This window comes from Pauljensenia sp. OF14-1SRA (genome assembly GCF_027694595.1).
Taxonomy (GTDB): Bacteria; Actinomycetota; Actinomycetes; order Actinomycetales; family Actinomycetaceae; genus Pauljensenia; species Pauljensenia turicensis_B.
This window is the reverse complement of record NZ_JAQEVQ010000002.1, coordinates 145,073-161,178: the sequence shown is the minus strand read 5'-3', so window position 1 is coordinate 161,178 and position 16,106 is coordinate 145,073. Positions and strand designations below refer to the sequence as shown.

Annotated in this window: 13 protein-coding genes and 1 tRNA gene; 9 read left to right on the top strand and 5 right to left on the bottom strand. The window is 57.1% G+C overall.

Annotated elements, in window-relative coordinates; translation table 11 throughout:
• Positions 1-16: 16 nt before the first annotated feature.
• The 3 genes from PG731_RS02135 to PG731_RS02125 are packed head-to-tail and all read right to left on the bottom strand — an operon-like array spanning position 17 to position 4,078.
• Positions 17-487, bottom strand: a complete 471-nt coding sequence (locus PG731_RS02135; protein WP_270771846.1) for a response regulator — start codon at positions 485-487, stop codon at positions 17-19.
• Positions 484-2,670: a sensor histidine kinase gene (locus tag PG731_RS02130; RefSeq protein WP_270771845.1), complete on the bottom strand. Its 2,187-nt coding sequence runs from the start codon at positions 2,668-2,670 to the stop codon at positions 484-486. Before PG731_RS02130 ends, PG731_RS02135 begins: the two co-directional genes overlap by 4 nt.
• A gap of 1 nt (position 2,671) precedes the next feature.
• Positions 2,672-4,078 (bottom strand): SLC13 family permease, encoded by a 1,407-nt coding sequence (locus PG731_RS02125; RefSeq protein WP_270771923.1) that lies wholly within the window; start codon positions 4,076-4,078, stop codon positions 2,672-2,674.
• Positions 4,079-4,327: 249 nt separating this feature from the next.
• On the opposite strand from PG731_RS02125, the gene PG731_RS02120 reads away from it, so the two are divergent.
• From PG731_RS02120 to PG731_RS02105, 4 genes are all read left to right on the top strand, one after another.
• Positions 4,328-6,424 (top strand): ABC transporter ATP-binding protein, encoded by a 2,097-nt coding sequence (locus PG731_RS02120; RefSeq protein ID WP_270771844.1) that lies wholly within the window; start codon positions 4,328-4,330, stop codon positions 6,422-6,424.
• Positions 6,421-7,197 (top strand): energy-coupling factor transporter transmembrane component T family protein, encoded by a 777-nt coding sequence (locus PG731_RS02115; RefSeq protein ID WP_270771843.1) that lies wholly within the window; start codon positions 6,421-6,423, stop codon positions 7,195-7,197. The genes PG731_RS02120 and PG731_RS02115 overlap by 4 nt, the downstream gene beginning before the upstream one ends.
• Before the next feature lie 96 nt (positions 7,198-7,293).
• Positions 7,294-7,380: transfer RNA gene (locus PG731_RS02110), tRNA-Leu, on the top strand.
• Positions 7,381-7,926: 546 nt separating this feature from the next.
• Positions 7,927-8,154, top strand: coding sequence for a hypothetical protein (locus PG731_RS02105; protein ID WP_101628414.1), 228 nt, complete (start codon positions 7,927-7,929; stop codon positions 8,152-8,154).
• 304 nt (positions 8,155-8,458) lie between these two features.
• On the opposite strand, the gene dnaB is transcribed toward PG731_RS02105, so the two are convergent.
• Positions 8,459-9,793 (bottom strand): replicative DNA helicase, encoded by a 1,335-nt coding sequence (gene dnaB / locus PG731_RS02100; RefSeq protein ID WP_270771841.1) that lies wholly within the window; start codon positions 9,791-9,793, stop codon positions 8,459-8,461.
• A gap of 282 nt (positions 9,794-10,075) precedes the next feature.
• Between dnaB and PG731_RS02095 the strand changes: the two genes are divergently transcribed.
• The 5 genes from PG731_RS02095 (at position 10,076) to rplI (ending at position 13,445) form a co-directional block, all read left to right on the top strand.
• Positions 10,076-11,548: an MATE family efflux transporter gene (locus PG731_RS02095; protein WP_270771839.1), complete on the top strand. Its 1,473-nt coding sequence runs from the start codon at positions 10,076-10,078 to the stop codon at positions 11,546-11,548.
• A gap of 225 nt (positions 11,549-11,773) precedes the next feature.
• Positions 11,774-12,064 (top strand): 30S ribosomal protein S6, encoded by a 291-nt coding sequence (rpsF, locus tag PG731_RS02090; RefSeq protein ID WP_101628122.1) that lies wholly within the window; start codon positions 11,774-11,776, stop codon positions 12,062-12,064.
• Between the two features lie 39 nt (positions 12,065-12,103).
• Complete coding sequence (locus PG731_RS02085; protein ID WP_101628121.1) at positions 12,104-12,640, top strand: single-stranded DNA-binding protein; 537 nt, start codon at positions 12,104-12,106, stop codon at positions 12,638-12,640.
• Between the two features lie 83 nt (positions 12,641-12,723).
• The gene (gene rpsR / locus PG731_RS02080) at positions 12,724-12,966 is read left to right on the top strand and encodes a 30S ribosomal protein S18 (RefSeq protein WP_006680614.1); all 243 of its coding nucleotides are present in this window, start codon (positions 12,724-12,726) and stop codon (positions 12,964-12,966) included.
• 20 nt (positions 12,967-12,986) lie between these two features.
• Positions 12,987-13,445 (top strand): 50S ribosomal protein L9, encoded by a 459-nt coding sequence (gene rplI / locus PG731_RS02075; RefSeq protein ID WP_270771836.1) that lies wholly within the window; start codon positions 12,987-12,989, stop codon positions 13,443-13,445.
• A gap of 159 nt (positions 13,446-13,604) precedes the next feature.
• Here the strand turns inward: rplI and PG731_RS02070 are convergent, their stop codons facing one another.
• Positions 13,605-15,989, bottom strand: coding sequence for a transglycosylase domain-containing protein (locus tag PG731_RS02070; RefSeq protein WP_270771835.1), 2,385 nt, complete (start codon positions 15,987-15,989; stop codon positions 13,605-13,607).
• Between the last annotated feature and the right edge of the window lie 117 nt (positions 15,990-16,106).

Genomic DNA, 16,106 nt, shown 5'->3' with positions numbered 1-16,106 from the left:
CCCGTGAATACAGAAACTAGCGGATAGCCTCCATGATTCGCACACCATCGAGAAGTGGCATGTACGGTAGCGGATCAACCTCAGCCGCAAGGACAAAACTTGTCAACTGATCACGCACAACGGCGCGCAGAGCATCCGCGTCCCACGGCTTGGAAATGTAGTGGTCCAAGCCTGCTTCGTTCAGTGCGCGGATCGTGTCATCTTGATCAGCCTGACCGGTAACCAAGACCGTGCGAGCCAGCTCGAAGCGATAGTCCTTCGTCAGCTCAATGAGGAAGTCAACGCCGGAACGACCGGGCAGCCGATGGTCTGACAAGACCAACGCCAACTGATCGTCGTCCGCCTCGATATCTTCCACCGCAGCCCACGCATCGTCCGCATCTTCGGCGACCTCAAGCCTGATCTTCGACCAGAATTCTTCAAGGTCGCGCTCAATCGCATCACGCACGTCTGCTTCGTCTTCGAGAACCAGAATTGCCAGTGTCATCGTTCTACCTCCATTGGTGTGGACGCTTCGTGGGTTGAATGGTCGGCGGGGGAATCTGCGCCGGTCTTAGAAGGATGGGCACCAGTGACACTCTCACTAGCAGAATCACCAATCAGCGGGAATCGCGCTGTCATCACCGTACGCCCTGGGCGAGATTCAACGGTGAGCTCGCCACCGTGGTCGGCAATGATCGACCGGACAATGGACATTCCCATGCCTAAGCCGAATCGAACCATGCCCGCCTTCGTGGTGAAGTGCGGTTCAAAAATCTTATCCACCAGTTCCGGCGAAATGCCAGGCCCGTTATCGCCGATGGCGACGCAGACGTGGCCATCCTCAACCCGGGTGGTGATGTCGATCTGCGCGGGGGCTTCACCGCGGGCAGGCGCACATTCTTCACCTTTCGCTCGCCGATCTTTGATAGCGTCGCGCTCATCGTCAATCGCTTCGGCAGCGTTGACCAGAATGTTGGTCCACACCTGCTGAAGCCTCGAGGGAATCCCCATGATCGGTGGAACATCTTCCTCGTCGCGGGTAACAACGATGTCACGCATCCTGTATCCGGTCAGCCGAATAACGTCATCGACTCCTTCACGCACATCGATGGGGTGCAGTTCTACCGCGTCAGGACGCGCGTACCCCTTGAGCGACTTCGTCAGATCGATGACGCGGTCAGAGGCTGCGCGAATAGAACGGAGCGATGAACCGATCCTTGAACCGGATTCGACGACATTAAGCGCCTCGTCTCCCCCGCGCGCCAAAGCTTTGGCCGTCGCAGCCTCCGTCACGCCGGCAAGCATGAGGCGACGCGCCAAGCGCCGATCTCCGCCCGCCGAAGACAAGAGCGACTTCACAATTTCGCGTTCCGTGGCCGTTGAGCGAGGAGGTGCTTCCAACGCAGAGCGCATGGACGTACGCGCTGGCTCAAGCGATGGCGACGTAGACAAAACACGGTCGACGTCTTCATTTAAGTGTTCTGCCGCGCGCGCCAGCGCAGTGATCGGATTATTCAGTTCGTGCGCTATGCCTGCCGACAGTTCGCCGAGCATCGCGAACCTCGCCTTATTGACCAATTCCGCCCTGGTGCTTCGAAGGTCTTCAAGCGTGCGCGCCAATTCTTGCTTCTGCCTCTCAAGGTCGGCGGCAAGCATCGCGTTTTCCAAGTGGAGGTCTTCGGCGCGCATCAGTCTGCGAGTCAGCGACTGAATCGCAAGCGCGGCCAGAGGGGTCGCGAGAGGCGGTTCTTCAAGCAACGCAATCGACAGCTGTTCGTGGGTCAGCCGGACAACTCGGGCCGTCGACGTTGCAGTCGCAGTGAAGAATGCGTTTTCTCGTCGAGCAAGGGAGACGAGACCAATGAGAGGGCCAGATGATGCAAGGTGCGCAAGGACTTCCCCGCCATTGGAATCGCGGTGCAGTGAAACATCGCCATCGAGCACAAGGTGGACAGCGCCAACCGGCTGGCCCTGAACGGCAAGTTCCGTTCCTGGTTCAATAACGAGGCGCGGTCTGGGACCCAGAACCTTCTCAACGCCAATAAGAAGCTCGCGAACAACATCATGCTCGCTGTGATCGAGGCCTGTCAGCAACGGACCACGTACGGCGTTCGCTGGTGGATCACCGAGAAGAAAATGGATCTCGTCATCAGTTCGACCATCTGCTTCAAGGTGGCCCACCATCGTCGAATATGACTGACCCAGAAGAAGCGGAACAGTCCAGGGAACCGAAATCACGGACGCTAAACGGTCGGACGCGGTCGCTCGTGCCAAGTCGGTGTGCTCGTCCTGATCCGTCACCACCAGCCAGCGGGTGGGCTCCAGAATTGGACGACCGTCCATTTGATCCAGCAGATCATCGATCTGAGTGACCTCGGACGTCACCAGACCTAAGACCACGTGGTCAGCCGGGCCCAGGGAGGCATCGTAAATATTCAGGTCAGCGCCAGAATCAATGCGATCCAGACAAAGATTCGGGAATGCGATCCCCATGTCCGTTGTCAGTTGGCGAGCAAGACCCTTCGAGTCATCACCGATGACGAGGATGTGGACGTGCGCACCCTGCTTGTGCCCTCCTTCGCGGACATTCGAGCGCTCCCACGGATCTTGCTTGTTCGGCACACAATTATGCTGACCCCGCGGAGCCTCGCCCCCGGGCGGAAGTGAATCAGAACCCAAGGTGACCATCTCAGATCACTCCGAGCGGACCCCACGTTAGCGGTGCAACGAAGGAGAGCAGGACGACGCCCAAGACACCAACAACGATGCCAACGATCGCCATTTCGCGAGTCGGCGTTGTCCCCGTCGAGTAGGCGATCGCGTTCGGCGGAGTCGAAATCGGAAGGCACATGCCCAGCGAGCAACCGAGTGCCAAGACGATGGCGATTTCAGCAGCCGGCGTTGAAATCGTCGCAGCCAAGCCCATACCCATCGGGATCAAGAGGTTTGCCGACGCAGAGTGTGAAATAACGTTCGAGGTCACCCAACCAACCAGGGCAAGCACGAGGAGGAGCATGATCGTCGGAATCGATCCCCACTGGATAGAGCCAAGCATCCACTTATCCAAGCCCGTGTTACCAACGCCGGAACCAAGAGCGATACCACCTGCGACCAACCACAACACAGGCCAGTCGAGGGCTCGAAGATCGTCACCGCTCATGACCTTAAAGAGCATCAGTGCAACGACAGGGAAGAAACCAACGATATTCGCCGACACACCGTGTAGCGATTCAGTCATCCAGAGCAGGATCGTCAGAAGCGAAACGACGTAGAAGATCTTCGCGTTTCGCGACGTATCAAACTTGGCCGTCATATCAATGTCGAACTGCGCATCCTTGGGAATGTAGCGCCACGAAATAAACAACCACGAGACTGCCAAAACGATCAGCATCAACGGAACAGCGGCAATCATCCAGTCAAGGAACGTCACGGAAATACCCGCAGTCTGCAGTGCGCCTAGGGCGATTGCATTCGGGGGCGTGCCGACCGGCGTTCCCATACCGCCCACGTTGGCGGCGACGGGGATCGACAGTGCAATGCCTGTTCTTGCCTTACCTTCGGGCAACGCCATGATGACCGGCATCATGACCGCGAACATCGTGGCGGTCGTTGCCGTATTCGACATGAACATACTCATCAGAGCGGTAATGAGCATGACGCCCATGACCGTCAAGCGTGGTTTGCCCAGGAATGGCCTTAACAGGACAGCTGAAAGCGCTCGGTCCACTTTATATTTCGCCGCGCCATCGGCCACCATGAAACCACCCAAGAACAGGATGATCACAGGGTTGGCGAGCGCTCCGAAGAAGACGGTGTATTTGGGTGCTTCTTCGGCGACGGGAATAATCGCATGGTCGGACACGAAAAGAACTTCGAGGAAAATCACCAGCGTCGCAGTCGCTGCCAGCGGAATCGCTTCGGTCACCCAGAGGAGGATCGCGGCAAGAAAGATGCCGAACATACGCGAGCCTTCGACTTCCAGCCCGGGAAGACGCACAAATAGGAAGGTGATGATAGCGATCGCTGCGCCAATCTGTCCGAAGAGTTTCAGCGGGCTAATCCCCTTTTCTTTCTTCGGTTTTTGGCGCGTAGTCATGTTCTGGGCAGAACGCGGATTCACTTCCACATGCGAGTGGCGTGAATGATGAAGGCGATGAGAGCGACTCATGGGATGAAGACCTCGTTGTCTTTGAAAATGCCGACCGTCACGCCGATTTTATGTTGCACATCACAGAAAATCTGCTGGTTGAACAATAATGCCGAAATTGTTAACAAATAACCGATATCCGCGGGCGTGCTCTTAGCCCACTGCGCACAAACGCCCCGTTCAAGGCACACTTAAACCATGAGTAAACGGCGCACTCCCCTAGCCCCCGCAGAAGTCGCAACCGGCGGCATTCTGGCGGGACTGTCGATTGCACTCGGACTCGCAGGAACGGTCATACCCGTGCTCTCCATCTTCTTCACAATCGGGTCAACAATCCCGATTGCGATGATCACCGCCCATATGCGCCCGCGTGCCAGCCTTGGCACCGCTCTCATCACGATCCTGATGTCATTGGCAGTTGGCGGTATCCAAAGCGCGCAGACCGTCGCGCAGGCTGTTGCCGTCGGCCTTGTTGTCGGCTACCTCGCGCGCAAAGAAGCCCACCGCGCTTTCGTTTACGGCGCGGCACTGTTGCTTGGCATCGCAGGCGGGGCCCTGACATGGCTCCTGCTTCTTGTACTTTCTGAATCGCGGAACCTCGTCCTTGAATCACTGCGCACAACGACCAACGGGTACATTGCCCTGATCGGGAAGATTCCCGCGCTGGCACCACAAACGGACGCCGTTCAGGCAATCATCAATACCTGGATTGAGCACTGGTACTACTGGATTCCACCCCTTGGAGGTCTTGGCATTTTTGTGTTGACGCTAGTTGCTCACTGGCTGACGATGAAGGTTCTACGTCGTATCACGATTACTGCGCCGTGGGATCCGTTGGTGGACACAGCAAACCGCGAGTGCACTGACGCCCCGACTACTCCCGACCCGTTCCCCATTTCATTGCGCGATGTCACCTTCACCTACCCGGGGTCTGATACTCCGGCTTTGCGGGGGATCACCCTAGATATCAGTGATGGCTTCACGGTGATCGCGGGCCCGAACGGGTCCGGCAAGTCCACCCTCTCCCTTGTCCTCGCTGGCGCGCAACCGACAAGCGGGCACGTGATTCGACCTGGTGGCGTCGGTTTGGGGGACGAGGCCGGAACTGCTGTTGTCGCTCAACGTTCTGAGTTGCAGTTCCTCGGCGACACGGTGGCCGAGGATATTGCATGGGGAATGAATGACGATGAGCGTGCTTCACTGGACCTTCCCGAGCTTCTTCACACTGTCGGTTTGGAGGGCCTTGAAGATGCTTCTCCCCGACGTTTGTCCGGCGGTCAGTTACAGCGCCTATCTTTGGCTGGCGCTCTTGCGCGTAAGCCTCGCGTGCTCATTTCCGATGAATCCACGGCGATGATTGATTCGCGTGGCAGGCGCGAACTCCTTGATGTTCTGCATGCTCTGCCCGCTTTAGGAACGTCCGTCATTCATATTACGCACGATGCAACCGAAGCAAGTAGTGCTGACAGGCTGATTCGTCTGCGCGATGGGCACATTGATGCTTCTGATGCACCCGATCTTCTTGAAGATACGTACTCGCAGTTCACACCTGTTATTGAGCGGAGCATTGCAGCTCCTCAGCCCTATCAGGGCGGGTCAATTGACCACCTGTGGGTGAAGAATGTCGGGCACGCCTACGATGTCGGATCCCCGTGGGAGAACACGGTTCTCAGTGACGTCTCATTCATTGTTTCGCCCGGTCAAGCACTACTGATCACCGGCGAGAACGGGTCAGGAAAGTCCACCTTGGCACGGATTCTCACCGGGTTGATGCGACCAACGTGGGGCGAGTGCACGCTTGGTGGCGACCCTGTTTCCCTTCGAGTGGGTGACGTTGGGTTAGCGCGACAGTTCGCGCGCCTGCAACTACAACGTCCAACGGTCGCAAAGGATATTTTGGCAGCCGCGAAAGTGGGTGCAGCTGTCGGCTCGTCCGATTCGACTCGCCGCCACCGAGGCGCCTCGTCGACTCTAGTTGATTCTGACCAGCTTGTCGCTGAAGCGTTGGCCGAAGTGGGACTGCCCGGCGACCTTGCATCGCGCAACGTTGATGATCTTTCTGGCGGTCAGATGCGTCGCGTCGCCCTGGCGGGAGTGTTAGCGTCACACCCGAAAGTGCTGGTGCTAGATGAACCTTTCGCTGGGCTTGATGTCGAATCGCGACGCTTGCTCAGTGACGTGTTGAGAAAGCGGAGAGCGGACGGGCTTGGGCTGATCGTCATTTCGCACGATACGGATGAGCTGATCGATCTGGTCGATAATCACCTGCATCTTGCCCAGGGGGTGATCCGATGACGCGCGTGCGTTCACGTAAGGCATATCGCCCCAGCGGATTCACTCTGCCCCGCCCGCTTCCATGGACGTCGCCTCTGACGCGTACCAGCCCGGAAGTCATGATTGTCTGCTGGACGGTACTCACGTCTTTGTTGCTGGTATGGCCGAAGTGGCCGACGCTTGGACTGGTCGCTATCCCCCTGATCCTGGCAACCGTGATCTCACGCGTTCCACCAAAGGCCGTTCGCATTCCCCCGCTCTGGTTCTGGTCGGGCATCATCGGCGGATTCATTGGCGCATCGATCGGCGGAGGTTTCTGGGTTTTCCTGCGACTTAGCGTGCTTGCTCTGCTCGTGTTGTGGGGAACGTACCTGCTGGCGTGGACATTCTCTACCGCGCGCCTCGCAACTGCGTTGTCACACCTGATCTATCCACTGAAGTGGATTGGCGCTCCCGTTGATGAGTGGGCTGCGATGATGGCACTCGCCCTCAAGTCGCTTCCCACTTTGGGCGATCAAGCATCCGCCGTCGTGGACACTGCGCGTCTCAGAATGGGTAACGACCTGATGCGAGCGTCTTTCACGACGCTAGTGAAAGCCGGGATCGACATCATCACAGCGTGCCTGTCGGCGGCATCGCGAAGCGCCGTCGACACGGGACGCGCAATGAGTCTTCGCGGTGGCACCCTGTTCACCCGCGAAAAAGGCAGTCAACTGAACTGGCCAGACCTCGTCGTCATCCTCATCGTTGTGGCCGACATTGCGGGAATTGTTGCAATGCACCTGCTGGTGTAATGCGCGCGTGCACGCCCCGATATTCCAACACAATTGGACGGGAAGTATCTTCCATTTGACGTGCGCCCACTTTTGCCCGTAATCTTTTCAACGCACGCGCGAGTGGCGGAATAGGCAGACGCGCACGGTTCAGGTCCGTGTCCCAGAAATGGGGTGGGGGTTCAACTCCCCCCTCGCGCACCATGTGTTTCTTAGCTGAAAAGCTATCTTCGGTAGATTTGCCGACACCCCTTAAATTCACCCTTGGGTGAAGTACACCCTCTTTTCTTCCCTCCTTTTTCATTGCACCCGAGGTTTTCCTGCGAATACAGATGGAGTTCGCAGTCGTAGGTGGCCTCATCAATCATTCACGAAATCGCCCTCCACCGGCGTGCCCTTACCACTAAAAGTGGGCGCGAAACCAATGAGATGACATGCCCCGTGAAAGTGCCCGCTATAGCGCTTTATTGGGGTTAACACCCAGGTTAATGCCCGAAATGTGTATCTTTTTCCGGGCATTAGCCCAGCTTTACTGCTCGGGGACTGTTGTATGTACTTTTACCTCAAACATGCGTGGCAGAACGTAGCTTTGCGTCAAAGATGTGATGTCAGGCTCAACAATGGAAACGTTTCCGATACTTTGCTAGATTAAATGGTGCTGGACGAGGTAAGTTCTCGGCAGCGAAACTGACACATTGCCGTGCGGGGCATGTTCAGTGCTTCGCATAGCGCTGAACAAAGGAAACCAACATGGCTCACATCGTCAAGTCTGAAATCTCCCGCGCCTCTTGGCAGACCACCGCTGATGTCACCGCTCTGGTCATCGCAGTCGCCATCCTCGCAACCCTCGGTATTGCAGGCGCCCTCACCGCAGCTTCCCCCCTCTCCGTTGTAATCGCAGCGCTGGTCGGCCTGACTGCAATCCTGTTCGTTCCCGCAACCTACGCAATCTCGCAGCAGCAGAACGAAACTCTCTGATAGGTAATTCGGGGCGCGCAAAGAGGCGCGCCCCCGCATGGTCGCGCGACGCACTGGCGTCGCGCTTTTTGTTTGCCTTCTTCCGGCTGTCCGCGTACCCCTTCTCTAGAACCACTCTTCAACTTCCCTTACACATCCTGCTTCTCCGACGCCCCGCTTCCCGCTCACGTCGCGTCGCTCGCGTAAGCAGATGCACAAGGTGCGCGAGCAGATTGCCGGTATGCCTGACGCCGATTGACGAGGCCACGCTCGCCCACAAACCTCGATTCGCAATTGGCGGCGCGCGACAGTTGGCCGGTGCTGATTAGTCTTCTCCGCGACGCGTGTAGTTAGCGAAGCGCGCCAGGTGTCCTTGGAAGAGCGCAGTGATCGTCTTCGTTGCACCCGCACGGTGTTTGACGACGTGGATTTCTGCTTCGCCCGGACGATCGTCTTCCTTGTAGTAGTCGGGGCGGTGAAGCAGCATGATGATGTCTGCGTCCTGTTCCAGTGATCCAGATTCACGCAGGTCAGACATCATGGGGCGCTTGTCGGTTCGTTCTTCAGACTTACGGTTCAACTGGGCCACTGCGACGACGGGAACGTCGATTTCTTTCGCCAGAAGCTTGAGGCTTCGCGAGATTTGAGAAACTTCCTGCTGACGCGATTCGGCTTTGCCACCGGTTGTCATCAGCTGGAGGTAGTCAACGACGACCAGTCCAAGGTTCTGTTCCTGCTTGAGTTGACGGCACTTTGAACGAATTTCCGTCATCGTGATGTTGGCGGAGTCGTCAACGTAGAGAGGAGATTGTGCGACCTTGCCGATGGTGTTGGCGACCTTGCGCCAATCGTCATCGTTCATGGTGCCTTTCTGCATCTTCGTCAGTGGTACGCCGGATTCTGCGGAGACCATACGCATGGCGATTTCTTGCTGGCTCATTTCGAGCGAGAAGATCAGTGACGTGATGTCGTGCTTGATTGACGCCGAGCGACAGAAGTCCAGTGCGAATGTGGACTTACCCATTGCCGGTCGGGCTGCAACGATAATCATCTGACCACCCTTGAGGCCCTGCGTCAGGTCATCTAAGTCGGTAAAGCCGGTGGGCACACCGAATAGGTCGTCGTTCTTTTGAATGGCTTCAAGGTGTTCAACCAGCGAATTCACCATCGTGTTCATCGACACGTAGTCGGTGGATGCACGATCGGTAGCGACGGCGAAGATTTCCTGTTGAGCCTGGTCGACAAGCTCATCAATTTCCGCGCCTTCTTCGGAGTATCCCAATTGAACGACTCGCGTTCCGGCACTGACCAAGCGTCGCATAATGGATTTTTCGCGAACGATGCGCGCGTAGTAGCCGGCGTTGGCGGCGGTAGGAACCGATGCCATCAATGTGTGCAGGTAGGGCCTGCCACCAATTTTTGTCAGAGTGCCATCGTGCTGGAGCTTGTCAGACACCGTGATAGGATCGGCAACCTGGTTTTGTCCGAAGAGTTCAACGATCGCATTGAAGATGATCTCGTGTTGCATCGAGTAGAAGTCGGATCCACGAATTTCTTCGGTGACGTCAACGATCGCGTCAACGGTCAGGAGCATGGAGCCAAGGACAGCAACTTCAGCTTCGTTGTCATGCGGTTGGACACGATCAAACTCTTCGGTCACTGCTTCTCCTTATGCCAGCCTCGTGATACTTCGGTGCCTCGCGAGCATAACCCCGCACGGGCGTTCTGCCCACTCTCAAGGTGAACTTGAATGGGGATAACGTGTGGAAAAGGTGTGGACAATACGGCGTGTTATCCACAGCACGGTGTGGACAGTGTGTGGATAGTTTTACTTGTTGAGGAATGCTACACAAGTCTTTTCGGCGCGATTTACCGATAGCATTGGTATACGTTGTCCACAGATATGTGCACAGATTGTGGAAAACAAAGTGAAGGAAAAATAGTGGACGACACGCCCAAAGGTTCATCGAACTCTCAACCCCAACTTGAGGCTTCAACGGCACTATCTTCGCCCTCCACACCACCCGACCAAAAAGCCGAAATCCCCCTCGAAAACGACGGGATTCAACCCCATAAATACCGCAGCATTACGCGGAAAATCCTCGCTTTAGCAATCCCCGCTCTCGGTTCTCTCATCGCCGAACCCCTATTTACTTTCATCGACTCGGCAATGGTGGGAAACCTGGGAACACAGCAGCTCGCAGGGCTTTCCGTGGCCTCCCAGATCCTGCAAACAGTCGTTGTTTTGTTCGTTTTTCTAGCGTATTCCACAACTTCATTAACAGCCCGGGCGCTCGGTTCGGGGGATAGAGCGCGCGCTTTTGCACAAGGCATGAACGCCACGATTTTGGCGCTAGGGCTGGGCATACTATCCACCGTTGCTGTCATTGCCAGCGCGAAGCCCCTTGTGGGTCTGTTGACCCAGGATCCCGAGGTCTCCCATCAGGCGACCATGTACCTGATCGCGTCAGCTCCCAGCCTGATCGGCACCCTGGTCGGATTCGCCGTAGTCGGAATGTTGCGCGGCCTTCAGGACACGCGCACACCGCTAATCGTCACCGCTGTCGGCACACTCGTCAACATCGCCTTGAACGCGACGCTGATGTACGGCTTCAAGTTGGGTGTCGCAGGCTCCGGTATCGGCACCTCGGTTTCATTGATCGGCATGGCGAGCGTGTATGTTGCGATCCTCTATTCGCATGCTCGAGCCGAAAAGATCACCCTTCGTCCCGACGCCTCGGGGATCGCTCACGCAGCGATCGAAGGTGCTCCCCTGATCGTCCGCGGTGTTGCTCTGCGCATCGCTGGACTCGCGACGATCTGGCCAGTGTCCCATCTCGGTGCCAGCGAAGTCGCGTCCTACCAGGTGGTCCTGACAATCTGGACTCTCGCATCTTTCATCCTTGATTCGTTGGCAATCGCTTCGCAGTCCCTCGTTGGGTTCGCGGTCGGCAAGGGATCCGCGTCCGAACTCCGTGAGCTCCTTAAAGTGCTGACCATCTGGGGTCTTGGAGTGGGCTTCATCCTGACCGTGCTCATCGCGTTCTTGTCCCCTTGGCTTCCCCTGGCATTCGGTTCGGACCCGATGATGCATGAGCTCGCGAAGTGGGGACTGCTCGCGTCCGTGCTTGGTTTCCCGTTCTGCGGTGTGGTGTTCATGCTCGACGGTGTCCTGCTCGGCGCTGGTGACAACATGTTTTTCGCGATTGCGGGTCCCCTTCAGCTGGCCGTTCTTCTGCCCGCGCTTGGAGCCGTTGAATACCTCAGGCAGGCGGGCGTGGCCTCGTCGATCATCGTCGTGGGAGTCTGGTTGGCTTACGCCCTCGTCTACCTGGGTGCGCGATTCGCGTCGAACATCTGGCGCACCTGGTTTTCCAAAGGCGGGCTCTTGCGTTCAATGCCAGCTACCTCATAGGTGATTGACGAGGCCCGGCAAAGCACTCACATCGAAGGAAGTGAGTGACACAGCACTACCTGACTCCACTAGCGCGCGGGCTCATTTTGACGGTAATCTTGATTCTTGGATTGTCGTTGCACCAGTAGCGACTTTCCACGCGTTTGCACCCCGCAAATGCACACGCATTACCCTCCTGTCACGGACCGTCCGTGACCGCAAAGACCATAGGAGGTGGGATTAACAGTGCGTAACTACGAACTGATGGTGATCCTCGATCCTTCGATCGATGAGCGCACCGTCACCCCCACGATGGAAAAGTACCTCGCACCCGTCACCGCAAACGGTGGCTCGATCGAGAACATTGACGTCTGGGGCAAGCGTCGTCTTGCATACGACATCCTCAAGCGCTCCGAAGGGATCTACGTTGTCATTAACATGACCACGACTCCCGATGTCGCGCTCGAGCTCAACCGTCGCATGGGTCTCGACGAGACCATCCTGCGCACCAAGCTCCAGCGCCCCGACGCTCACTGAGTTCAGTTCGATTTTCCACCACCGTCATTAGGAGTTGACATGGCACGAGATACCCAGATCACCATCGTCGGTAACCTCACCGCTGACCCCGAACTTCGTTTCACCAACAGTGGCCAAGCCGTTGTCGACTTCACCGTTGCTTCAACGCCCTCCCAGTACGACTCAAAGTCTGGTCAGTGGCGCGATGGCAACACCCTGTTCATGCGTTGCTCCGCATGGAACGAGTTCGCAGAGAACATCTCCGAATCGCTCCGTAAGGGCATGCGCGTCATCGTCCAGGGCAACCTGGTTCAGCGCAACTTCGAAGACCGTACGGGTGCTCAGCGCACCGTCGTTGAACTCCGCGTCGAAGAAGTTGGCCCATCCTTGCGTTGGGCCCGCGCCGAGGTGACTCGTCAGGAACGTTCCGGCTCCGGCCAGGGACGTGGCGGATACCAGGGTGGAAACCGTAACGCCGGCCAGTCCGGTGGCGGATACGGATCGAACCAAGCCAGCTACAGCGCACCTCAGGGTGGCGCGAACGATGACCCGTGGGGCACTTCCCAGGGTGACTCGTTCGGCGAACCCCCGTTCTGATCGGTGGCCCACGGGCCCACATCAGACACATAGACATCACATGAATTGGGCGGAACATTCCGTCCGGATCCAAGGAGACCATCATGGCGAAGCCTCAACTTCGCAATAAGCCCATCAAGAAAAAGGCCAACCCGCTGAAGTCGGCCAAGATCGAATCGATCGACTACAAGGACACTGCGCTTCTGCGTAAGTTCATCTCTGACCGTGGCAAGATCCGTGCACGTCGCGTCACTGGCGTTTCCGTCCAGGAGCAGCGTCGCATTGCCCGCGCAGTGAAGAACGCCCGCGAAATGGCGCTTCTGCCCTACTCGTCGACCGGCCGCTGATTCGGGGAAGGATACTTATTATGGCTACCACTAAGCTCATCCTCACCCACGATGTTGCCAACCTTGGCAACGCAGGCGAGGTCGTCGAAGTCAAGGCTGGCTTCGCACGCAACTACCTTGTTCCCCGCGGTTACGCGACCAAGTGGACGAAGGGCGCACAGTCGCAGATCGATCAGATCGCAGCTGCACGTCGTCGCCACGAAATCGCAACTGTCGATGATGCTCGCGAACTCCGCGACGTCCTTCAGGCAGCAGAGCCCGTCACCGTTTCCGGCAAGGTCGGCCAGTCCGGTCGCCTGTTCGGTGCAGTCTCGGCAGCTTCGATTGTTGACGCCGTCAAGGAACAGCTCGGTAAGACCATCGATCGTCGTCGTGTCATCATCGCAACCCCGATCAAGTCCGTTGGTCAGTACACCGTCTCAGTGAACCTCCACCAGGAAGTTTCCGCGAACCTCAAGGTCCGCGTTATCGCTGAGTGATTGGCATCCGCCAGTTGTTTACTTAACCGCTGAGTAAGTGAAGTAAACAGCCAGCACATAGCGGTGGGGCTCTACCAGTTGGTAGGGCCCCACCGCTGTTTTATCGTCTAGATGCCTGGACTACGGACTATGCGCAGGCTGCTCAGAGTTCTGCCCATGTTAACCGTTCTGACTGCCACCCTGGCTCTGTCCGGAATTGTCAGTCCCATTCTGGTTCTGCTGATCGGTTCTCGGAGGTGCAGGGGCAGGAGTCTGCCCCGGGGTCTGCCCCTGGGTTTCATTCGACTCAGTGGGCGACTGCTCCGAAGTTTCAGTCTGAGGAGTTTGCGCACCACTCTGGCTCATGGTCTGCTGATTCGACTGGCGTTTCGGTGCAACGTACCAAGAGAAGGTCTGTTGGCTGAGCGTTGACGAAATCGCCGACATGTATGTGTTCCACACGGTCACAGGCCAGTCACCACCGTGGAACTGGTCTAAGCCACCGATATTCGCCAGCGACACAGCGTTGCCTTCTTCGTCCGACTGATACATCGAAACAGCGGTCACCAATTCTGGAACGAAACCAATGAACTGGGCTGAAAGCTGGTCATTGGACGTGCCCGTCTTACCTGCAGTCGTAAAACCTGGCAGAGTGGACGATACCGTTTCAGCCGTACCACCCGAAGCGGTCACGGCTTGAAGAGCCGGCATAATTGCCGACACATCGGTTGACGAGAACGCCTGGCGAGCTTCAACGGTCGTCGTAAATATCGTGTTATCCGCTGAGTCAGCCACGGAACGAACGATGTGCGGGGTCATGCGCTGTCCGCCGTTGGCGATCGTCGCGTACGCACTCGCTAGATCAATATTGTGGGGTGATGCGAAGCCAAGCACGTTCAGCAGGCTCGAGTCCAAGCCGAGCGTGGATTCGGGAATACCGGCATCAATGGCTGCCTGCATCGTGGCAGCCGGGCCAATATCCTTGTTCAAGGCGACGAACGAGGTGTTCACCGAATACTCGGTTGCAGTGATCAGATTGATCTTGCCGTAAGACACGTTCGCATTATTTTGAACGGGTTCGGTCAGCCCGGGAAACGACTGCGGAGAAGAACCGCTGTATGTGTCGTAGACAGATCCGCCGGCTCGCGCATTTGCGATGAGCGCAAACGGTTTGAAGCTGGAGCCGGCCATCGCGATATCCTGCGTCGCAGCGTTCTGCTGACGAGCCAAGTAGTCATCGCCACCAAATTCAGCAACAATTTCACCCGTTGCAGGGTCAATGGACGACAGGGCAACGTGCATTGTTGCCGGATCCCAACCGCTGACCGACGACATCGTCTGAGCGGCTGCAACCGCCTGATCCTGCTTCGTCTGATCGATGGTGGACGTAATCTTCAAGCCACCCTCGTCGAGGCTTTCCTCCGTGAAAGCGCCCGTGGCGAGCAGTTCTTCCTTCACCTGCTGAATCAGATAGCCGTTGGGACCACTCATTGATTCAGTCTCCAAAGTTGCGGGGTCGACGGTTTCAGGGAAGGTTGCCTCATCAGCTTCCGCCTGCGAAATCCAGCCATCTTCGACCATGAGGTTGAGCACGCGCTCCCAGCGAGTCTTCGCCTGGTCTGCATCAACTGCAGGATCCCACGCGGAAGGCGCTGGGATAATGCCCGCAATCATTGCTGCTTCACTCAACGTCATTTCAGCAGCCGAATGACCGTAGTAAGCCTTTGCCGCCGCTTCGATACCGTATGCGCCACGACCGAAGTAGATCGTATTCATGTAGTTTGCCAGGACTTCGTCCTTGGACTGTTCACGATTAATCTTGATCGCCAGGACCGCTTCTTTTACTTTACCCTTGTACGACGTGGTTTCACCCGTGTAGTAGCGCTCAACGTACTGCTGAGTCAGCGTTGAACCACCCTGACGTGAACCCGTTGTGATGTTGTTGAACAGGGCGCGAGCAATACCCTTCAAATCAACGCCCGAATTGGTGTAGAACGTCCGGTCTTCCGACGCGACAATTGCCTTGCCGACATAGTCAGGAAGCGTGGTCGTATCAATGATCTCGCGGTTCACTTCACCAAGATCACCGAGCTTGGTCGTGCCATCCGAATAGTAGATGCTCGTCTTTTGAGCGAGCGCCAAGTCGGATGCGGCAGGAATCGTCGCACGTGAATACATGTAAAGGAACAGGCCCGCGCCAGCAATCACCGACAGTAAGAACGCGAAAACAATGGTCAGGCCAATACGTCGACCCCACCCGGACTTCTTTTTCGCCACGGGTTTTGATTTGGCTGACCGGCCTCGTGACTGAGCGGAAGCCGAAGACGCAGAAGCCGGACGGGCGGTGGCAGAAGTGACCGGAGCAAAATACTCCTGGCTCGCCTGCGCGCCCACCGAACGACGCTGAGGCGGTTGTGGCGCCTGCTTGGGTGGCTGCGACTGACGCTTACGGGCCTTCGCTACCGCTTCACGGTCGGCCACTTCCTGCGCGGCGCGACGCTGACGCGCATAATCAGCGCGCTTCGGCAGAGGTGAGCCCGGGTTATGACCGGTGGATTGTGCCACGGTTGAGCCTTTCGTCGGACAGTTCTACCACCAGCCTAGGCAGAAAACCTGGGAATCTGCGTGAAGAGTGACGGGGACAACCGAATCATCTTGAGTCTCACGCGAGATAATTCGCGC

Coding starts and splice junctions, on each gene's coding strand:
- rpsR (WP_006680614.1), top strand. CDS start 12,724: ATGGCGAAGCCTCAACTTCGCAATAAGCCCATCAAGAAAAAGGCCAAC.
- PG731_RS02135 (WP_270771846.1), bottom strand. CDS start 487: ATGACACTGGCAATTCTGGTTCTCGAAGACGAAGCAGACGTGCGTGAT.
- PG731_RS02120 (WP_270771844.1), top strand. CDS start 4,328: ATGAGTAAACGGCGCACTCCCCTAGCCCCCGCAGAAGTCGCAACCGGC.
- PG731_RS02085 (WP_101628121.1), top strand. CDS start 12,104: ATGGCACGAGATACCCAGATCACCATCGTCGGTAACCTCACCGCTGAC.
- PG731_RS02130 (WP_270771845.1), bottom strand. CDS start 2,670: ATGGTCACCTTGGGTTCTGATTCACTTCCGCCCGGGGGCGAGGCTCCG.
- PG731_RS02105 (WP_101628414.1), top strand. CDS start 7,927: ATGGCTCACATCGTCAAGTCTGAAATCTCCCGCGCCTCTTGGCAGACC.
- rplI (WP_270771836.1), top strand. CDS start 12,987: ATGGCTACCACTAAGCTCATCCTCACCCACGATGTTGCCAACCTTGGC.
- PG731_RS02125 (WP_270771923.1), bottom strand. CDS start 4,078: ATGACTACGCGCCAAAAACCGAAGAAAGAAAAGGGGATTAGCCCGCTG.
- PG731_RS02115 (WP_270771843.1), top strand. CDS start 6,421: ATGACGCGCGTGCGTTCACGTAAGGCATATCGCCCCAGCGGATTCACT.